We start from the raw sequence: 21313 nt of genomic DNA, 5'->3' as shown, positions 1-21313 counted from the left end.
GGCTGTTCAGCGACAAGCAACTTTCAAAATATTAATACGGTGTTGGAAAACAGGTTAATCCAACACGTAAAACAGGATTCTTTTGCTGCATTACGTTTCAAAGATTTTCGGGCATACATAGCTATGAACTTCTTTTTTACATTTGCTTACCAAATGCAAACCGTTGTTGTTGGCTTTTATATATACCAGTTAACCAAAAGCGTACTGGCATTAGGAATGCTGGGGTTATGCGAAGCTGTCCCTGCAATCGGCATTGCCTTATATGGCGGGTATATTGCCGATAAATCTGAAAAACGAAAGATGCTACTATGGATTTATACCGGCGTATTTTTATCTACTACTGTAATGTACCTTCTTACGCTTAAAAGTTTAGGTACCTACCTGCATGCCGGCTGGATTGTGACAGGTATAGACGCCATGATATTCTGCAACGGTGTAGCAAGGGCTTTTTATGGCCCTGCAACTTTTTCCGTTTATGCCGATAGTATACCCAAAAAACTTTACCCCAATGGAAGCACATGGAGCACTTCTGCCAAACGTTTGGCCTATATACTTGGCCCGGCAACCGGTGGTCTGCTTTATGGATTTGCGGGTATTACCACTACTTTTTATGTGATCTTATTTTCCATCCTGATAGCTTTGATACTGGTTTATTTCCTGAAGGAATACCCGGCAGTATTTAAGCCAGGTGAAAACATCTGGTTAAGCCTCGGTGAGGGCATCAGATTCGTAATTTCTAACAAAATAATGCTGGGTGCCATGAGCCTTGATCTGTTCTCCGTATTTTTTGGCGGAGTGATCGCTTTGCTGCCGGCCTTTGCACATACGATATTAAAGGTAGGACCCGAAGGATTGGGAACTATGCGTGCCGTATTCTCTGTAGGTTCGATATCAACCATGCTGGTCATGTCCAGGTACTCACCTATGAACAGGCCGTGGCGTAATCTATTGATCGCTGTTACCGGTTTTGGGCTATCGATAATTTGCTTTGGGCTTTCGCAGAATTTTCACCTCACTTTATTTCTCCTGTTTGTTCAGGGTGCATTTGATAGTGTAAGTGTGATTATCCGTGGTAGCATCATGCAATTGCTTACTCCTGATCAAATGCGGGGAAGGGTATCAGCAGTAAGTTCCATGTTTATCGGCTCATCCAATGAGTTAGGTGATTTCGAATCAGGTACCGCAGCCAGTATTTTAGGCCTGGTACCGGCTGTAATTTTTGGAGGGTGCATTACTTTGACGGTGGTAACCATTGCCTATTTTAAAACGAAGAACATGCTTCCGCTGTCGCTGAAAGATTTAAACACAGCCAATACATAATAACTGACTAAACTATAACCAGACCCTAGACATTAAAATATATATTGACCGCTTAATTTAACGGATACCCAAATGATAGCAATAGATCACGGCGAATTTGCCGACCCCTGGCGGGGTTCTGTTCCGATGACAGAAGCTCCCTGGATTCACGAAACTGCAATAGTAAAAGACAGCCGTATGGGTGCCTGGACGGTTGTTGGACAACGCTGCGAGGTTATATCGAGCGATTTGATGGACTATGCTTACCTGATTAGGGACGCGGATGTTTTCAACGCTGAAATAGGGAAGTTTGCAAATATTGCTTCACATGTACGCATTAACCCTACTAATCATCCAATGTGGAGGGCAACGCTGCATCATTTTACCTACCGTGCCAAATCCCACTTTATGGATGATGAGGATGATGATGCAGATGCAGTGTCCAACTGGCGCAAGAGCAACCGCGTTATACTTGGCCCCGATGTATGGATTGGGCATGCGGCTATTGTTATGCCGGGTGTTTCGGTAGGCACAGGTGCTATTATTGGTTCCGGATCAGTGGTTACAAAAAACGTAGCAGATTATACTATTGTAGCGGGAAATCCGGCACGCGTTATCCGGCGCAGGGTAACGGAAGATGTTGAGGCGGCGTTAAAGCGAATTAAGTGGTGGGACTGGGACAGAACAGAACTTATTGCAGGCTTAAGTGATTTCAGAAAGCTGGATGCCGAAGCATTTGCAAAAAAATATGATATCATATAATTCTTATGATTAGGTACGCGGAAACGGAATTGCTTAAAATGGCCTATCTCGAAAGGGGAGCAGCCGGGAACCCGGTTATTTTATTGTTACATGGCTGGCCCGATGATGCGACCACATGGAATGGTGTACTGCCAAAACTTGTGGAAAAAGGCTACCGGGTTCTCGCGCCATGGCTGCGGGGATTTGGCAGGACGACTTTCAAAGACAAGAGCACCGCCAAAACCGGAAACGCCGGTATGATTGCTTTGGACATTATTGAGTTCATGGATAGCCTTAACATAGCGCAATTTGCTGTAGTCGGTCACGACTGGGGTGCCAACATAGGGGAAGCGCTTGCTATCGGCTGGCCGGAAAAAATTATAAAAATAGCCTTGCTCTCATCACCCCCAAGGCTGGGGAGTATACCTGTTCCTAATTTCAAACACGGCCAGTTGCAATGGTATCATTGGTTCATGGCTACCAAACGGGGGGCTGCAGCCGTTCGTAAAGACCCTATAGGTTTCGCACACATCATGTGGGAAAACTGGGCGCCGAAAGGCTGGTTTACGGAACAGACTTTTGAAAAAGTATCAGAAAGCTGGAATAATCCTGATTTCGTAGAGGTTACGCTGCATTCATATCGTTCCCGGTGGGGCGAAGCGGAACCGGATGAAAGAAGCAAATATCTTGAGGAAAGAATTAAAGCGACAAAAAGCCTTAAACTACCGGCATTATATGTACAGGGCAAACTCGACGGTGTAAATCCACCCTATGCCAGTGAATTTGTCCACGAAAGGTTTAACGGACCGTTTAACCGGATCGTACTGCCCGGTATAGGACATTTTCCTTCGCGCGAAGCACCGGAAATATTAGCTGAACATCTGGTTGTTTTTTTCCAGGAGTAACCAATAAAGAAATCCAAAAAGTAAGTTTTGTTTTTAAATCAAATAATACCATGGGAAATATAAACTGGGGAATGATAGGTGCCGGTGAGGTAACCGAAAAGAGAAACGGGCCGGCATTCAACAATGTGGCCGGCAGCAGCCTGGTAGCGGTTATGCGGCGTAATGGTGAAAAAGCGGAAGATTATGCCCGCCGACATGGAATTGATAAATGGTATACTGACGCAGCGGAACTGATGAACAATAAAGATGTTAATGCCATCTATATCTCAACCCCGCCTTCATCTCATATGGATTATGCCATAGAAGCCCTGAATAGAGGTTTCAATGTTTATTTGGAAAAGCCGGCAGCGCTAAATGCGGAACAGGCACGTGAAATAGCGAAAGTTTTAAAGCAACACCCGGCACAAAAACTGACGGTTGCCCATTACCGCAGGGTAATGCCCCTGTTTTTGAAAGTGAAGGAATTTATTGACCATAAACTGATTGGTGATATCAGGACTGTGCAGATCAGGACCTGGCAAAACAAGGACTATACCAATGAAAACGACTGGTATATCATCCCCGAAATTTCTGGCGGCGGTTATTTTCATAGTGTTGCGCCGCATCAGCTAGATTTAATGCTGTATTACTTTGGGGAGCCGGCACATTACGAAGGGTTTTCGTTAAATCAATGCGGTTTAAGCAAAGCGGACGACCATGTTAGCGGAGAAATATTATTTAAAAATAAAGTAGTGGTAAATGGTTCATGGTGTTTTACTGTCGCTGAGAACCAGATTACCGATACCTGCGAAATTGTTGGCACGAAAGGTAAAATTACCCTTCCGTTTTCAGGTGACTATGTGAAGTGGAAAACCGATAAAGAGGAACAAACCATGATCATCAATCCTCCGCAATACGCCCAGCAACCTTTGATTGAGAAGATTGTGGCGTACTTTAATGACGAAGGGCCAAACCCTTGCTCCATAGAAGAAGCTATCGTATCGATGGAGATGATGGACGTATTTACAAGGAAATAAGACCGCATATACCCCAATTATAACTACTTCCTGAGTTCTGGCATATGATCAGAATTATTCGCCTTAAAACCGGAGACTTTTCATCGTTGTAAAATTGCAAAGCAGGCATATTAATAAATATAGATTACCATCTCAATGTAATTCGACAGAAAATTCTAATCCGGTACAATGGTTTTGGGAGAAGAATTGAGCGATGGATCATAGATTGTTCTTTCTTACGTCATTTTGGTTAGAAAATTCTGCACTTAGGTTAATCAGAAGTTATGTAGGTACCTGACCTTTGGTATGCATTAAAGAATAACTTATATGAATCATCAGGACGGGTTTGAACATACTATATCATCACCACATACCGCTGTAATCACCGGAGGTAACTCCGGATTAGGTTTCGCGTGCGCTAAAGCGCTATTGACTGCTTCTTCTCCATGGCATGTTGTTATAGCCTGCCGCGACTAGGAACGTGCCGACGCTTCAGTTAAGGAGCTGCGCAAAGTTGTAGGTGCCGGCGCTAAGGTGGAAGCAATGGTATTAGACCTGGCATCTTTCGATTCGATACGGAGCTTTTCTATGCAATTAAAAGAAAGGCTACTTGCCGGGGAACTCCCTCCCCTGCATGGCTTAGTATGCAACGCGGGTACGCAGGGTGCAAGAACTTTAACGAAAAACGGTTTCGAAGGGACATTTGGCGTAAATCACCTCGGGCACTATCTGCTTGTTCAACTTTTATTGCCATTGTTTTCTACCCCGGCACGCATTGCAGTTGTTTCCAGTGGCGTCCATGACCCGGCGCAACTGGAAGGTGTTCCGGGCGCTGGTCCACCACCGGCATGGAATTCGCCGTTTGAGCTTGCAAAAGGTGTAATGGGGCCTGAGGCTGCTAATGACGATGAAAAGGCGGATCGTTTTCGAAGATATGCTACATCTAAGCTCGCAAACCTGTATTTTACCTATGCCCTCGCTGCTAAACTTCCTAAAGGAATAACGGTGAATGCATTTGATCCCGGGCTGATGCCAGGAACGGGGCTGGCACGTGAATATACCGGTTTTATGAAATTTCTGTGGGACCACATTATGCCGAAAATGCTGCCCCTGCTTCGCTTGTTGATTGTCAAAAACATCCATTCGCCTGAGGAATCCGGCGCTGCTCTTGCAAGGCTCATCAATGATCCGCAACTCGCCATTGTAAATGGTAAATATTTTGAGGGTACGCGACAAATTGCCTCTTCACCCGAATCATATAACAAGAAACGGGCCGACGAGCTATGGGATGACAGTGCTGTACTCACAGATATAATTTCTAAAAAATGAACCCTTTTAAAACCGTAATTTTATAATGGTTATCATTGTTATTATCCAGCATTAGTGATTATTAATATCTCGGTAAAATGAAACAAAAAGATGTTCGCAGATATAATTCCATATCCGATATACACCATGCATTAGGATTACCCAAGCCGGATCACCCGCTGATCAGCCTGATCAATAATACCAACAACCAAATTAGCGATGTTGTTGTTCCGGATTACGCTATCCACGACTTCTATAAAATTAAGTTCATCACGAAGTTGAGCGGCAAGATCAAATATGGTCAGGGTTATTATGATTTTAACGAAGGCAGCATGTTATTTACGGCCCCTAATCAGATTGTTGGCGGCAGTAGCGACCCTACAGATCATTCCGTATATGCATTACTGATACATGCCGACTTCATTCAAGGTTATCCCCTTGCGGCAAAAATAAGCCAATATGGTTATTTCTCTTACTTGGTCAATGAAGCGCTACACCTTTCAGATAGGGAACGGGCCACTATTTTATCGATTTTCAAAATCATAGAGGAAGAATTAAGCAACAGGATCGACGATTTTAGCCAGGAAGTATTAGTGGCCCAAATTGAGTTATTACTGAGCTACGCCAATAGATTTTACAAGCGCCAATTTATAACACGTAAACCAGTAAATAATGAATTGCTTCAAAAGCTGGAAACGCTTTTAAATAAATATTTTGATGATGATGAAAGTTTAAAACAAGGATTACCAACTGTGAAATATCTTTCGCAGCAACTGAACGTTTCTCCGAGGTATTTAAGCGACATGCTGCGTTCCCTGATTGGTCAAAATACACAGCACCTTATCCATGACAAACTGATAGCAAAGGCAAAAGAAAAATTATCCACTACCAATTTTTCAATCAATGAACTAGCCTATCAGTTAGGGTTTGAACATCCGCAATCTTTTACCAGGTTATTCAAAATAAAAACAAACCTCACACCAGCAGAATTTAGACGGGAATTAAACTAACTAATTGTCCCGTAGTATTCACAGTACACAATGCTCTTCGCCAATATCTGTATAGCGAATATTTAAACCATGCCAATATAATTAACGGCCATTCATTTAGGTTAGCAATTTCCCTGATGTGGTTGATAAAAGTAAAACCAATTTTTTATTCAATAATTATTAATTCTGATCTTATGGAAAACAATGTTCAATCGTTAGCAAGCAAGCCACTTGTTGCATTAGTTACAGGAGCGAATCAGGGTATTGGCTTCCAAATTGCCAAAGCCCTTGTGGCAAACGGCTACATCGTTTATTTAGGAGCGCGTGATCTAGCCAAAGGAGAGCATGCCGCTGCTGAAATTGGGACCAACGTTTATCCCGTTCACCTTGAAGTCAACAATCAATCATTAATTGAAGCCACGGCAGAGCGGATCAAAAAAGAATTTGGTCATCTGGACTTACTGGTTAATAATGCAGGGGTCTCACATGCCGGTAAGCCCGGCCGTTCTATGGAAGAAGTACTGGCATCAGGTCTTGCCAGTAACGCATCGTTACAAGAAGTAAAGGCAGTTTGGGACACCAATGTTTTTAGTGTTATCGCGGTGACACAGGCTGTGTTGCCTTTGCTGCGAAAATCAGCAGCAGCACGGGTAGTAAACGTGTCGAGCGGTCTTGGTTCTTTAACATGGATGTCAGACCCGGACAATCCTTATCGTAAAGGTTATGGCCTGATATATTCGGCTTCAAAAACAGCCCAAAATGCGGTTACGATGGCTTTTGCCATTGAGTTGGAGAAAGAGAATATTAAAGTAAACGCTGTTAGCCCTGGTTTTACAGCTACTGCATTAAACAATTTTCAGGGTACTGACACTGTTGAAGTGGGGTCCAGAGAGCCCATCAGAGTAGCGCTTGAAACTGATGGCCCAACCAATACATTTACCGGCCCGGATGGACCGTTACCATGGTAAACCAGCTAACCAAAAAGTGTAATTATCTTGCTCTGGCATAAGGTTAGAAATACCTTTGTTCTTTAGGATATATTTAATCTTTTTGGGCGGGCGAAAGTTGCGGGAAGTAGGTGTCGTAATATCTTCGATACGTGTTTAATTTAAATTCAGTAGCCTTTTTACTGACATCTGCCCCCGGAACTATTACATCAAAGCCATGAAAGCATCCTTCGAACAATTGAAACTCAACCGGTATGCCTGCCTTTTTTAAAGAATCAACATAAGCAATGGTTTCATCCCGGAAGGGTTCTAAAGTTCCTACATAAGTAATGGTAGGGGGAAAACCGGTATAATCCTCATTCCTGGCCGGCGCCGCGTAGGAAGGGATTTCCTGCTTATTCTTTTTAAGATCCCTCAGATATAACTCCCATCCGTTATTGTTGGCTTCCCTGTCCCATGGACCAAGCGTCATTATTTTTGACGATTCGGTAATTTGCCGGTCATCGATCATGGGATATATCGGCATCTGAAAAGCGATTTTTACATCCTTAGTGTCTCTTGCTTTTAACGCTACCGCCGAGGTCATGCCGCCGCCGGCACTCTCCCCTTCCAATATAAACTGATCTTCAAAGACGCCAAGAGAGGCGGCATTTTCCTTTACCCATAATAAAGTATCATAAGAGTCATTGAAGCCCGCAGGAAAAGGATTGTCTAACGATCTCCGGTAATCCGGCGCTATAACGACGCATGGCCTGGCTTCGATAAACGCCTTAATGGTCTCCAGTGAAATTTCCGGAAGGCCTATTTTATATCCGCCACCGTAAAAATGCACCATACCAGGTAATTTTCCCTGATGGTTAATCGGCTTAAATATCCTGATCCGTATATCCGGGCCGCCAGACCGGCTTTTAATGTATCTTTCACTGCAATCAAGCTCTTTTATCACTTTACCTTTCAATGCCCGCATTAAGAAATTGACGAGACGAACCCACCATATCTTTGTTCCAAAAAATGTAACCGCTTTAATTAATCCATACTTTGACCTCAATTGCGGATCAAGCATATTTTCTGTGATTTTCATGTGCTTTGATATGTATATAAGGGAATGCGAAATTTCCTTTTGCCTGATTAATGAATTAAACATACGCCCTGACTTAAAGGTTTTTAATTATATAACAATGATATAATATTACGCTAAGATTATTTAGCAGGCTCTTACACCTTTCTAATTCTAGCATTTAAAAATGATTTGAACATGCCAAATTTCACTTGGATTAGCTCATTAAAGGAAAGTGTTTTATTTATAATTTCACCATACATTTATAGAAGTTAGAGATTAGGCCGGGAACGAAATCAGACACAAATATGATATCACATTATGGAACATAGAAATTCGAAAACCTTCCCTGTATTGACAACTGAAAGGTTGACTCTACGACAATTATCAGACAGTGATGTTCAGGAAATATTTCTTCTTCGTTCAGACACTCTGATAAACAAGTATCTTGACAGACAGCAAAGTAAAACATTGGACGATGCATTGGAATTTATTGAGAAGATAAAAAACAATAGCCTTTCTTACTGGGCAATAGCACAAAAAGGAAACGAAAAACTTATAGGTACAATTTGTCTTTTTGATGTTTCAGAAGAACTGAAAAAATGCGAAATTGGATACGAACTTTTAACTGAATATCAAGGAAAAGGGATGATGAGAGAGGCAGCAAAAAAAATAATTGAATATTCAAATCAAACACTTGGGCTAAAAACAATTGATGCTTATACACATAAGGAGAACCAAAGTTCAACCAATCTTCTTAAAGAATTGAAATTTATGATTACGGATAGCCTTGATGAGGAAAATTCAAATTTGACTTTATTCCGCCTAAATATGAGCACTAAAAATAAATAAGGATTAAAAAAGCCCGGGCCGCTAACACCGTATATAAGCTTTTGCTTAGTCAGTCCACATTTGGAAAATCCTGAGAATTTTCCAAAACTATTTTTCATATTCAAATACACTTAACCGCACCAATTTAGATTTTCATAATTTCCTCGTTATTTTACAATTTAAGCAATTTACCACACAGATGGAAAGAGGTGAAAGAAATTGCACCTGTACTGTAGTGGTTGCTTACCTTTCATTTAAGACTAGTTTAATAACAATCGCGACTATTTTAACTGAACCATTAGTTGCAGTTTTGGACTAAGAAAACCGACCCAGTTTGTTTGATGGGGAGCAACGAAGTGTTTTTAAATCCATATTAAAAAGCGATTTTATGTTAAATAACGAGAAACCAATGTATAAGAATCAACCTGGCGTTGTACTGAGGATGAAAGCAAATCCAGGAATGGGGAAGGAATTATTTGAAATTACAACTAAACTTCATCACACAGGCGACCCTGATGGCCCGGTAAACTGGATTTTATGCCGGCTTAATGATGATCCGGAAATCTTGTGGGTATTTGAGTTTTACAGGGACAACGAATCATTTACCCGTCATTATACGAATCCAGTAGTCGATATAAACCATGAAAAAGTAATTGCCATCCTGGCGGATACCCCGCTGAGAGCCGACGTACATGTCATCGTTTCAGGTAACAATACCAACGAACCTGCGGCTGGCAGTAAATCTTTATTTAAAGATCAACCAGGCGTAGTATTGAGAATGCAGGCCAAACCTGGAAAGGGTAAGGCATTATTTGAACTTACAACCAGCCTTCACCATACCGGCGACCCGGACGGTCCGTTAGACTGGGTACTTTGCCAACTTAACGATGATCCCGACACTTTATGGGCTTTTGAATTTTATCGGCACAATGAGTCATTTGCCCGGCATTACACCAACCCGACAATCGATAAAGCACATGAAAATGTATTTGACCTTCTGGCTGGCATGCCATTGAGGGCTGACGTACACATTGTCGTTTCCAGCAGTGGATCTAAGGATTAGTATCAGTCGTTGTAATGTAAGCACATCCGTTGGAAGACGAGCATAAAGTTATAAATATTGGATGAAAGAGGAATTTTGCGTTTCGATAACCTTGAAACCAGCGCGTAATTGGGGATTCTTATAAGATTTCAAATATATCTCCTCTCCCTAAGCGGCACCAGTTTATTACTTAATTGCTTATTCAAAGATCCTCATCAATTTTCTTATGAAATAGCTTTTGGTTAAAGTCTGTTAAATTACTGTGCATCCGTCCTATAGCTTAACTTTTATTGTATTTTAGATAAAAAAATACGATCAACTTACCTACTCAAAAACAATGATCTGCTCTATCCAAAATTTTATCAGATTAGTGATTTGCCTCACAATATTTTTATACAGCAACACCACTTATGCACAGATTTCTCAGATTCAAAACCTGATTAATAAGATGGAAAGCCACAATAATTTTAGCTATCAATCTGTAGAAAAACTAAGGGATATGAGTGCCGACACAACAGTTATAATCAACAAAGAATTATTTTTAAAGGCACCTCCGGACAAGGTGTTCGGTTATCACTATAGCATAGAATCCAATTATAAAACAGAGACATTTCATAATATAAATTTATACAATGGTGAAGGTATAACTATTTTATCACTCAGTGACAGTACATTTTTCCAGGAGAAAGAAGCTTTGGCATATGATAAATCACTTATCGGAGGCTTGAAATCTATTAAAGACCGCTATAATCATAAACCGTTTAAGATAACAAAGCTTAAAGACACGGTCATCGATAGAGTGGCTAAATCCCATCTTGTTGCAAACCTATATGATACGCTCGACAATAATGTGCATTTGTACTTGAAAAAAGAGTATTATATCGATAAACAGACGGGGTTACCCAGTTTGGTAATCATTAAAGGAAGGTATAAATATGAAGGACTAGTGAACGAATATTATGATGAGACTAAATATTTTGATTATAAGTTTGACATATCCGACATCAATGATTCAAATTTCGCTATACCAAAAGGCTTTAAACCTCGAAAAACACAAACCGCACCGCTGGCTCTATTGAACAGGGATACGACCGCGCCTAACTGGATGTTATATGATGCTAAAGGAAACAAGGTCTCATTAAGTCAACTAAAGGGTAAAGTAGTCATGCTAGATTTTTACTACATTGGGTGTTCAGGCTGTATGGCTTCAATAATACCACTGAATACTATCTATGAAAAATATAAAAACAAAGATTTGATTATAGCAAGCCTAACCGAAAGGGATAGTAAGAAGGCTGTTCTCGACTTCGAGACACGTTACAAGATTAAATATACGGGTTACATAAATGCCGCTGAGTGTGTGAAATCATATCATGTGACAACGTTTCCCACTTTTTATTTTATTGATAAAGATGGAAAAGTAGTAAATGCATTTGTTGGCTATAGTAAGGATTTTGAAGCTAAAGTAACCTCAATTATTGATACCCTTTTAAGTAAAAAATAGGGAGATTTTCCCGTGTTTAAATAGGACAATATTTGATATTGTTTTCTTTTTGCAGGCAACACGCCCAGTGCTGGGAATAGCTTTATTCCTGCTACGGCTTTAACCATTGTGCAGGTTATTAAGGTAATGGGAAGATTAGCGGGCAGATAAAAAAACACCACAATTTTCGATACCCCTATTCCAAATACTTCACCAGGCTGTATCAATAGTACACGCCTTAAACCTTCGATAATTCGGACTTAATTTTTATCAGTTCACCCAATAAACTGGTAACAGGTACAGTGGCCGCACCGGCCGCTTTGGCTACCGCAAAATTCAGGGTGTCAATCTCTGTTTCCCGCTTATTTAGTAAATCCTGGTAGGTAGATATTTTCTGACCGTCAGACATTTTACTGATCAAAAGAACATTATCACGCACATCCGCTATGGTCAGGTCGATACCATTCTCGTGGGCAACAGCTAAACACTCTTTGATCACCGTTTCGGCAAGCTGTAATGCAGCAGTATTTCTGTGAAAAACCCCGTTATCTATTTCCAGCAGCGGACAAATAGAATTAAATACACAATTGATAATAACTTTTTTCCAGATAACTGTCTGTATAGCTGTTTCTGCCCGAAATGAGAAAACAGCTGTATTCAATGCAGCTACAATAGCATCAAGTGCATCTGCTGAACCTTTGATGATACCTATGGGCGATGCCCCAACTGCCCTGAACCTAACACTATTTTTAGTAATGGACTGACAGGTGGCCATTAAAACGCACCTATACAATTCGGGAAAGCTTTCATCAAGAAAGCTCTTTTCAACGTGCAGTCCATTTTGAAGAAAAACTATGGGGGAATTGCCTGATTTTAATTTTAGCTTGTCTGCTAATCCTTTATTTCCAAATGATTTATTGGTCAGGACTATAATTCCATCCAGATGTTCATGGTTGCTTAAAGTACTTATCGTTACATCTGCTTGCAATGTACTATCCTCCATTTCTAGCTGGATATTCTCGGTAAAAACTGGTTGTTGATCTACACTTCCCCTGATGACAGTCACCTTTCTTCCATCGATAACAAGAGCTACAGCTAATGCTTTTGCAATTACCCCATTTCCAATAATGTATATATCTTTAGCTGTGCCGTGCGTATTTTCAGTCATTATTTTCTTGTTATATCTATCAATTAATATTTACCCTTGCGGGGAATGAGTCTGTTCCTTTAATCCCTCTTAATGAGTTTTGAAAGGGCAAAATGTAAATGCTGCGTTTGTCTTTAATCTTGGTATTACCTTTTAAAATTGTTGGCAAACTCAGTTCATCTATTAAAATCTAAACAAATTTACTACCGATTTATTATTAGCCCAGGCTTATTTCTTACAAAATTAGTCATCACCTATCAAATTTTGCAGGGGTTGCTGATGAATGTCATTGTAACTTCTTTAGTATAAAAAAATGGAAGGTCTTTTCAATAAACCGGTAAGCTTTAATTTCAGAATCCCATATCCTTGCTTTTAATTTGTTCCGCTCCTTTTTCCTTGTTGAAACAGAAGCAATAAGTATCTTTATTTAAAATTGAATACTAAAATGAGGAAAATATATTGCCTGTTCCCTATTCTGCTGCTCACCTTATCTGCTAATGCACAATTTCTTGGCTTTAGCCCTGCAGGGATAAAACAGCTAAAGGAATTGGATAAAACCAATCCGGAAATACACCTGCTGATTAAACAGCAGAAAAGAATTGCAGACCAGGCCGTAGACACCGTACCAGATCCTATAACCACGATTACAACTGAAGGAAAATTAAAAGGTGACCCTTTAAAAATAGCCACCTGGCATGCCATCAAAGATTTTAAAAAAATATATGCACTGGCCATCATCTATAAATTATACGGACAGCCCATATACCTGCAAAAGGCAACCACCTATTTGATTGCCTGGGCAGACACGAACCAGCCGGGTGGAAATCCGATCAATGATACCAATCTTGACGAGGCGATTGAGGGGTACGACCTGATTAAAAGTAATATTAAAGCCGGGGATAAACTATTGATCAGTGACTGGCTAAAGCGGACTGCAAGAGCTGAAATTGCCCATATGCCTAAAAACCAGGATAAAGAAACGGGTTATAACAACTGGAACTCACACCGGCTAAAGGTGATTGGTGAAATTGGTTTTGCCACCTCAGACACTACTCTCCGGGAATTTGCGGTTAACGCCTTAAAAAAACAGCTGGAAGTTAACTTGCTGCCGGACGGATCGAGCATAGATTTTAAACTGCGTGATGCCCTGCATTATCATGTGTACGACCTGGAACCATTATTACAGCTTGCCATTGTGATTAAACGTGCAGGAGGAACAGATTACTACATTGACAAAACTGCCACCGGTGCTTCCCTAAAAAAATCGACGGAATGGCTTCTTCCTTACGTTACAGGGGCAAAAACACATGGCGAATTTGTCCATTCTACGGTGAAATTTGACCAGGACCGGGCCAGGAACGGCGAAGCCGGATACCAGGCCGGTGTGCTTTTTAAACCAGCAAGCGGATTAAAAACCCTGGCATTGGCCGCCTATTTTGATCCTTCCATGAGTTCCGTTTATCAACAGGTAAGAGGACAAACAATTAGTGCTGAAGACTGGCAGCTGATGCTGAGCAATATCCGCAATTAACAGCTTTTGAGTTTTACAGTAAAACAACTTTTAACTCCAAAAATGGCCTTACCTTCGTGTATTGAACAAGGAAGCCCTTATGGATAATTTAAGTACAAAAACTTTTAACAACGATTTTGTTAGCACCTTTGATGGAGATCAGACCGGGAACCTGCAACCGAGGCAAACTCCCGGGGTTTTGTACAGTAAAGCTATCCCTACCCCTGTTCATCGGCCGCAGTTACTGGCATGGTCTGATGAGCTGGCCGAAGAAATGGGTATCGCGCAACCAGATCAGCAAGATATCAATATTTTGGGCGGCAACCTGGTTACGCCAACAATGTATCCTTATGCAGCCTGTTACGCAGGCCATCAGTTTGGCAACTGGGCCGGGCAGCTGGGCGATGGCCGGGCCATCAGCCTTGGAGAATGGCCGGCAGCAAACGGAAAAACTTACGAATTACAATTAAAAGGTGCAGGCCCCACTCCCTACTCGCGCAGAGGCGACGGACGGGCTGTACTCCGCTCTTCCATTAGGGAATACCTGATGAGTGAGGCGATGTATCACCTTGGTATACCTACTACCAGGGCTTTAGGCCTTGTGGCCACCGGCGACCAGGTGATGCGGGATATGTTTTATGATGGTAGAGCTGCTTATGAGCAGGGCGCCATCGTAATGCGCGTAGCACCAAGTTTCCTTCGTTTTGGAAATTTTGAAATGCTGGCCGCAAGGCAGGAAATCGCACAATTAAAAAAATTGACAGACTGGACTATAGACCGGTTTTACCCTCATCTTAGCGGTGAAAATAAGATTATCAATTGGTTTAAGGAAGTGGTAGAAAGAACGGCCACTATGATTATAGGATGGTTGAGGGTTGGTTTTGTTCATGGCGTGATGAATACAGACAACATGTCTATCCTGGGATTGACCATAGATTACGGACCTTACTCTTTCCTGGATGATTACGACCCCAATTTTACGCCAAATACAACAGATCTTCCTGGCCGCAGATATGCCTTTGGACGCCAGCATACTATTGCGTATTGGAACCTGAGCTGCCTTGCCAGTGCTATAGCCCCTTTATTTGAAAATACCGATGAATTGGTAAATGCTTTAGAAGATTTTAAAGATATCTACCAGGCCAAATACTTCGCCATAATGGCGGACAAAATAGGACTTGACGAACTGAAGGAAGAAGATAAAAAACTGGCAGATGATATGGAAAAAAGCCTGAGCCTGATTAAGCCTGATATGACCATCTTTTACCAGCTGCTGATCGATCTTCCGCTGATAGAAAACAAAGAAGAACTGGCCAACTGGTTTAACCCTTCATTTTATCGTGCGCCTGATAAGGAAAGTCTTGAATTTTTGTTTGTGACGATACAGGCTTATCAGGAACGTATGAAAGACAATCAAATTACTGCTGAAGCTGCTAAAACAAAGATGAGGGCCAATAACCCGAGGTTTATCCTGAGAAATTATTTGCTCCACCAGGCGATACAGGAAATGGAGAAAGGACAGAACGGACTTTTCCTGAAGTTGCAGGAAGCCATGAAAGCCCCATATTCCAATATACACGATGAGTTTTTTGCCTTAAGGCCAGACTGGGCTAATGATCAACCCGGAAGTTCTACCCTTTCCTGCAGTTCTTAGTTATAACATATTGATATTTTCTACGCCTTTTGAGGCATGGCTCAGATTTTCAATTCATATGGGCGATTTGTGTCAAGGCCACATTGGTAAAAAACCCCTGGTGAGACGTGATCAGTATATTGGGGAAACTCATTAAACGCAGGATTTGTTCGTCAGCAATGAGATTTTGTGACAGGTCCCTGAAGATAAGCTTTATCCGGATCACTGAATTTGGCTTTCAACACCATTAAAATTTGTCAATAACAAAGAAGGGTACCCGTTGATTACGAATCCCCTTCTGTTATGTGGTGTGGCCAATTAGCCTATTTTTAATTTCTTCTGGATATCGGTAACATAACCTTTAAACTTTTTATCAGTTTCGATCAGGTCTTCTACAGTCTGGCAGGCATAGATAACAGTAGAGTGATCCCTGCCACCGTAAAAAGCACCAATACTTTTTAACGACGATTTAGTTAAGCTTTTAGACAGGTACATAGAGATCTGACGAGCCTGTACGATTTCCCTTTTTCTTGTAGGAGATTTAACCATTTCGATAGGAACTTCGAAATATTCACATACTAGCTTCTGGATATAATCCATTGAAATCTCTTTTGTGGTATTTTTAATAAAGTTTTTGAGCATTGATTTAGCCAATCCAAGGTCGATATCTTTCTTATTCAGGGTAGACTGTGCCAGCAGGGAAACCATAGCCCCCTCCAATTCACGAACGTTATTATCAATATTATGGGCTACATATTCTACTACCTCTGTTGGAAGTTCAATTCCGTCAGCATACATTTTCTTTCTCAAGATGGCAATCCTGGTTTCCAGATCAGGAATCTGCAGATCTGCAGAAAGCCCCCATTTAAAACGGCTCAGCAAACGTTCTTCCACACCTGAAAGGTCTTTAGGAGCTTTATCTGAAGTGATGATGATTTGCTTGCCCGATTGGTGTAAATGGTTGAAGATATGAAAAAAGATATCCTGTGTTTTTTCTTTACCGGCAAAATTATGCACATCATCCATAATAATCACATCCATGGCCTGGTAAAAGTTCACAAAGTCATTAATGGTATTATTTTTCAGCGACTCTACAAACTGCTGGCAGAATTTCTCACAGGAAACATAGATGACCAGTTTATCAGGATGTGTGCGTCTGATCTCATTTCCAATAGCCTGCACCAGGTGGGTTTTACCTAAACCTACCGAACCGTAGATCATGAGCGGGTTAAAAGAAGTTGCCCCTGGTTTTGCTGCTACAGCAAAACCTGCCGAGCGTGCCAGACGGTTACAGTCGCCTTCAACATAACTGTCAAACGTATAATTTGAGTTCAGCTGAGGGTCTACATTCAGTTTTTTTAAACCCGGTATCACAAATGGGTTTTTGATGTCCTTATTGATAGAAACAGGAACTGGCATAGACTGTATTTTTGAAGCCCCTCCATTACCATTTGAAGGTATATTAGTAGTATAAGGAGAACCGCTGTTAGATGATTTATCCACTACGATATTGTACTCTAATCTGCCTTCTTCACCTAGTTGCTGTTTCACAGTTTTACGCAATAAACCTACATAATGCTCTTCCAGCCATTCATAAAAGAATAAACTTGGAACTTGTACGGTTAAAACATGGTCTTCCAGCTTTAAAGCGGATATAGGTTCGAACCAGGTTTTGAAACTCTGGGCCGGAATATTATCCTTAATAATTTGGAGACAGTTATTCCATACTTCGGTACAAGTTTTTTGCATATTTCTCAAAATAAATTACAGGTTTTCGTTTGAATAACGGCCAAACTCTCTGCCGTTTTGGGAGGGCGAAGATCCAAAAAATTACCAACAAAAAAAGATAAAATTTCAGGTAATTTGTAAGTAGTTAACAGGCAAACAAATAGAATTGACAAAACTCGATTTCCTGTTAATAACTTATACACATCCGGAAATCGATGTGCATAACTCTGAAACACGTATGGATGTAATCCTGAAATTACATCCTGATCAATTGTTATTTTTCTACCTGACTAACCTCTGCCCCTAACCTATTTTACCCATGATACATCAGACGTAATCATCCTTATATCAACAACACTTCCTTTGATGATATGTTTGCTTACAGGAGAATTTACACCAAACTATTTGAGTGCTGAGGCGTTATCATTTTATAATTTGAAACCAACCTCCTAACCTATGGAAAGTAATAAAGAAATCATTAGCGATTTAAAAGACCTGTTAGCCATTCTGAATGATGGTAAAGAAGGATATGAATCTGCGAGTAAAGGAACAGATACCCTTGAATTACAAGGCGTATTTTTAAAATATGAAGCACAGCGTGCCGGTTATGCAGAAGAACTGAGGGCACATATCGCTACACATGGTGCAGAAGCTACCAATGAGAGCGGCAGTGTACTGGGTGCTTTACACCGTACCTGGTTAGACATTAGGCAAGCTTTAAGCAGTAAAGAAGATGCAGCTATACTGGATGCCATTGTAACCGGTGAACAGGCCGCACTGGATAAGTATAACCATTACATAGCAGACTATATAGATCATGCAGATCATATTGAACTGCTCAGGAAACAAAGAGATGGCATTTTAGATGCCATGAAAGAAATAGAGCGCCTGCGCTCTGAAAGGTCATTCTAGCAAATAGCTTTAATGTAAAAGGCGGCCATCTGGATTAAGATGGCCGCCTTTATTATTTTGTTAATTTTATACTAAACCTGGTATTTCTACCATTTCGTCTGTCTCAGTCTCGTAATCTACGCCAGCAACATCGAATCCGAACAGGTTAAGGAAGTCTTTTTTATAACCAGGAAGATCGCCGATTTCAGGAAGGCTTTCTGTAGTAGCTTCAGGCCATAATGCTGCCACTTGCGACTGTACATCTTCACGCATTTCCAGATCGTCTACACGGATCCTTCCTTTTTCATCCGTAGCAATCTCCGCACCTGAATACAGCCTGTCCTGAAACAGACGCTGCATCTGCTCGATACATCCTTCATGAATATTTTCTGCTTTCATTACTTTGTACAGTAATGAAATATATAATGGAATAACCGGAATGGCAGAACTCGCCTGGGTAACCAGTGCTTTGTTTACCGAAACATAGGCTTTTCCATTAAGGTCTTTTAGTTTCTCTGAAATGCTGAATGCAGTAGCTTCCAGGTGATCTTTAGCCCTGCCAATGGTTCCTTTGCGGTATACCGCCTCGGTTAATGACGGACCGATATAAGAATAAGCAACTGTAGTAGCTCCTTCAGCCAGCAAACCCGCAGCTTTAAGGTCATCTATCCAGAAAGCCCAGTCTTCACCACCCATTACAGCAATTGTATTTTCAATTTCTTCTTCGTTAGCAGGCTGAATAGAGATATCAGATACAATACCGGTATGGAAATCAACAGTTTTATTGGTAAAAGGTTGTCCTATAGGCTTTAAAACAGAGCTGTGTACAACGCCTGTTTTAGGGTTTACCCTTTTAGGCGAAGCCAGACTATAAATGATCAGATCGATCTGACCCAGATCTGCTTTGATTAAATCTATCGTTTTTTGTTTGATCTCATCAGAGAAAGCATCTCCGTTGATACTTTTAGCATACAAACCTGCTTCATGCGCTTTAGTTTCAAAAGCAGCAGTATTATACCATCCTGGTGAAGCCGTTTTACCCGGCGCAGGTGGTTTTTCAAAATACACACCTATAGTAGATGCATTTGATCCAAAAGCGCTGGTAATTCTTGAAGAAAGTCCGAATCCTGTAGATGCGCCGATAACCAGCACACGTTTAGGGCCAGCTATAGCTCCTTTTGATTTAACGTAGTTAATTTGATTGACAATGTTTTGCTCACATCCTTTTGGATGAGCAGTCAGGCAGATAAATCCACGTATTCTTGGTGCAATAATCATAAAATATTCTTTAAAGAGCGTCTAAAATAAGTATTTATTTATTGTTTTCGGGAATTTCTTTTAACACGGAAAGCAGGTAAGTCCAGAATTTTACTACAGAAGAAACCTGCACCCGTTCATCAGGTGAGTGTGCCCCCCGGATGGTAGGACCAAAAGAAATCATGTCCATTCCGGGAAAATGCGCACCCAGGATACCACATTCCAAACCGGCGTGGCAAGCTTCTACCTTTGGCGTTTTGCCAAAATTCTTCTCGTAGAGATTGACCATCAGCTTTAGAATTGCCGAATCAGGATCTGGCTTCCAGCCCGGATAATCGCCCGACTGGCCCACCTTGCAGCCTATATTTTCAAAAGCTGCACAAACGGCATTGGAAACATCTGCTTTGGTGCTTTCAACACTGCTGCGCTGTAAAGACTGGCTAATGAACTCGCTATCTTTAATGATGACCCTGGCCAGGTTAGTTGATGCCTCTACCAGGTTGTTTATATCCGGGCTCATTCTGTACACCCCATTTGGAACTGCATATACAGCATTAATGATTTTTACAAAATCTGCCTGTATCATTACCCTGGACGGTAAGGAGGTCTCTTCTACCGTCACTGTAAGACCAGGTTCTACCGTGCGGTATTCATCCTGAAGCAACTCGATAAATTGCTTTAATAACAAAAGAAACAATTCCTTTTGTCCATAGGGAATAACTACCACCGCAGCAGATTCTCTTGGAATCGCATTTCTTAAACTCCCTCCATCTACACTATTCAGCTGCAAGTTAACCGTTTGCGATAAGGTATAGAAAATGCGGTTCATCAGCCTATTCGCATTGGCCCTGCCTTTATGGATATCCATTCCTGAATGTCCACCCAGTAAACCTTTGATTTTAATTTCGAAAGCCGTACTTTTTGAATCCGGCACTTCCTGATGATAACGGTAAGTGGTATTGGTATCTATTCCCCCGGCACAGCCGATAGTAAGTTCGTCATCTTCTTCAGTATCCAGGTTTAGTAAAATTGAACCGGTAAAATTTGCAGGATCTAGCTGCTTGGCCCCTGTCATCCCTGTTTCCTCATCAATGGTGAACATCGCTTCCAAAGGAGGATGTGCTATGGTTGAAGAAGCCAGCAATGCCATGATTGCCGCAACGCCGATGCCATTATCTGCACCTAAGGTTGTTCCTTTTGCCTTTACCCAGTCGCCATCTACAAACATGTCAATCCCCTGTTCATCAAAATTGAATGGGGTATCGCTGTTTTTCTGATGTACCATATCCAGGTGCGACTGTAAAATTACAGTTTTACGATTTTCCATTCCCGGGCTCGCTGCTTTCCTGATCATCACATTCCCAACAGCATCTTTGATAGTTTCCAGCCCCAGGTTGCGGCCAAAGCCAATGATAAAGGAAATTACCTGTTCTTCTTTTTTCGAAGCACGCGGAATAGCGTTCAAACTGGCAAAACTATGCCAAAGCTCCCGTGGCTCTAAATCTTTTACTTCCATTAAATAACGTTAAAATTATGGCGTAGCCAAATTA

18 protein-coding genes and 1 pseudogene are annotated in these 21313 nt (G+C 41.2%); 14 read left to right on the top strand and 5 right to left on the bottom strand.

The features are described from left to right. Positions 1–39: 39 nt before the first annotated feature. From GSQ84_RS22910 to GSQ84_RS22880, 8 genes and pseudogenes are all read left to right on the top strand, one after another. On the top strand, positions 40–1320 hold the full coding sequence (locus tag GSQ84_RS22910) for an MFS transporter (RefSeq protein ID WP_371416427.1): 1281 nt from the start codon (positions 40–42) through the stop codon (positions 1318–1320). A gap of 72 nt (positions 1321–1392) precedes the next feature. Further along, positions 1393–2061: a hypothetical protein gene (locus GSQ84_RS22905; RefSeq protein WP_216849018.1), complete on the top strand. Its 669-nt coding sequence runs from the start codon at positions 1393–1395 to the stop codon at positions 2059–2061. A gap of 5 nt (positions 2062–2066) precedes the next feature. Then, positions 2067–2945, top strand: coding sequence for an alpha/beta fold hydrolase (locus GSQ84_RS22900; protein WP_158799710.1), 879 nt, complete (start codon positions 2067–2069; stop codon positions 2943–2945). Between the two features lie 50 nt (positions 2946–2995). Next, on the top strand, positions 2996–3961 hold the full coding sequence (locus tag GSQ84_RS22895) for a Gfo/Idh/MocA family protein (protein WP_158799709.1): 966 nt from the start codon (positions 2996–2998) through the stop codon (positions 3959–3961). A 306-nt stretch (positions 3962–4267) separates the two neighbouring features. Continuing rightward, on the top strand, positions 4268–4417 hold the full coding sequence (locus tag GSQ84_RS27945; RefSeq protein ID WP_216849017.1) for a hypothetical protein: 150 nt from the start codon (positions 4268–4270) through the stop codon (positions 4415–4417). Positions 4418–4435: 18 nt separating this feature from the next. Further along, positions 4436–5269, top strand: a pseudogene (locus GSQ84_RS22890) (SDR family NAD(P)-dependent oxidoreductase); the annotation flags it as partial. A gap of 77 nt (positions 5270–5346) precedes the next feature. Next, the gene (locus GSQ84_RS22885) at positions 5347–6258 is read left to right on the top strand and encodes an AraC family transcriptional regulator (protein WP_158799708.1); all 912 of its coding nucleotides are present in this window, start codon (positions 5347–5349) and stop codon (positions 6256–6258) included. Positions 6259–6374: 116 nt separating this feature from the next. Then, positions 6375–7205 (top strand): SDR family NAD(P)-dependent oxidoreductase, encoded by an 831-nt coding sequence (locus GSQ84_RS22880; protein WP_371416426.1) that lies wholly within the window; start codon positions 6375–6377, stop codon positions 7203–7205. A gap of 73 nt (positions 7206–7278) precedes the next feature. On the opposite strand, the gene GSQ84_RS22875 is transcribed toward GSQ84_RS22880, so the two are convergent. Continuing rightward, positions 7279–8265, bottom strand: a complete 987-nt coding sequence (locus GSQ84_RS22875) for an alpha/beta hydrolase (RefSeq protein WP_216849015.1) — start codon at positions 8263–8265, stop codon at positions 7279–7281. Between the two features lie 297 nt (positions 8266–8562). Between GSQ84_RS22875 and GSQ84_RS22870 the strand changes: the two genes are divergently transcribed. The 3 genes from GSQ84_RS22870 (at position 8563) to GSQ84_RS22860 (ending at position 11618) form a co-directional block, all read left to right on the top strand. After that, the gene (locus tag GSQ84_RS22870; RefSeq protein ID WP_158799706.1) at positions 8563–9093 is read left to right on the top strand and encodes a GNAT family N-acetyltransferase; all 531 of its coding nucleotides are present in this window, start codon (positions 8563–8565) and stop codon (positions 9091–9093) included. Between the two features lie 388 nt (positions 9094–9481). Next, the gene (locus GSQ84_RS22865) at positions 9482–10135 is read left to right on the top strand and encodes a putative quinol monooxygenase (protein WP_158799718.1); all 654 of its coding nucleotides are present in this window, start codon (positions 9482–9484) and stop codon (positions 10133–10135) included. A 427-nt stretch (positions 10136–10562) separates the two neighbouring features. Further along, the gene (locus GSQ84_RS22860) at positions 10563–11618 is read left to right on the top strand and encodes a peroxiredoxin (protein WP_158799705.1); all 1056 of its coding nucleotides are present in this window, start codon (positions 10563–10565) and stop codon (positions 11616–11618) included. A gap of 217 nt (positions 11619–11835) precedes the next feature. On the opposite strand, the gene GSQ84_RS22855 is transcribed toward GSQ84_RS22860, so the two are convergent. Continuing rightward, on the bottom strand, positions 11836–12765 hold the full coding sequence (locus GSQ84_RS22855) for a ketopantoate reductase family protein (protein ID WP_158799704.1): 930 nt from the start codon (positions 12763–12765) through the stop codon (positions 11836–11838). 424 nt (positions 12766–13189) lie between these two features. Here GSQ84_RS22855 and GSQ84_RS22850 point away from each other — a divergent pair, with 424 nt between their 5' ends. Then, entirely contained in the window at positions 13190–14275 is a 1086-nt protein-coding gene (locus GSQ84_RS22850) for an alginate lyase family protein (protein ID WP_158799703.1), read from the top strand. Between the two features lie 79 nt (positions 14276–14354). Then, entirely contained in the window at positions 14355–15908 is a 1554-nt protein-coding gene (locus tag GSQ84_RS22845) for a YdiU family protein (protein WP_158799702.1), read from the top strand. 297 nt (positions 15909–16205) lie between these two features. On the opposite strand, the gene dnaA is transcribed toward GSQ84_RS22845, so the two are convergent. Continuing rightward, positions 16206–17636: a chromosomal replication initiator protein DnaA gene (gene dnaA / locus GSQ84_RS22840; protein ID WP_158799701.1), complete on the bottom strand. Its 1431-nt coding sequence runs from the start codon at positions 17634–17636 to the stop codon at positions 16206–16208. A gap of 435 nt (positions 17637–18071) precedes the next feature. Here dnaA and GSQ84_RS22835 point away from each other — a divergent pair, with 435 nt between their 5' ends. After that, a complete protein-coding gene (locus GSQ84_RS22835) occupies positions 18072–18527 on the top strand; it encodes a PA2169 family four-helix-bundle protein (protein ID WP_158799700.1) in 456 nt (151 codons plus the stop codon). A 66-nt stretch (positions 18528–18593) separates the two neighbouring features. Here the strand turns inward: GSQ84_RS22835 and fabV are convergent, their stop codons facing one another. Together fabV and GSQ84_RS22825 are read right to left on the bottom strand one after the other, a co-directional pair. After that, a complete protein-coding gene (gene fabV, locus GSQ84_RS22830; RefSeq protein WP_158799699.1) occupies positions 18594–19784 on the bottom strand; it encodes an enoyl-ACP reductase FabV in 1191 nt (396 codons plus the stop codon). A 34-nt stretch (positions 19785–19818) separates the two neighbouring features. Continuing rightward, on the bottom strand, positions 19819–21279 hold the full coding sequence (locus GSQ84_RS22825; RefSeq protein ID WP_158799698.1) for an aminoacyl-histidine dipeptidase: 1461 nt from the start codon (positions 21277–21279) through the stop codon (positions 19819–19821). Between the last annotated feature and the right edge of the window lie 34 nt (positions 21280–21313).

The sequence above is a fragment of the Pedobacter sp. L105 genome (genome assembly GCF_009765875.1).
In the GTDB taxonomy this organism is placed as follows: domain Bacteria; phylum Bacteroidota; class Bacteroidia; order Sphingobacteriales; family Sphingobacteriaceae; genus Pedobacter.
Note: the sequence above shows the minus strand (reverse complement) of the source record. Positions and strands in the feature narration are given on the sequence as shown.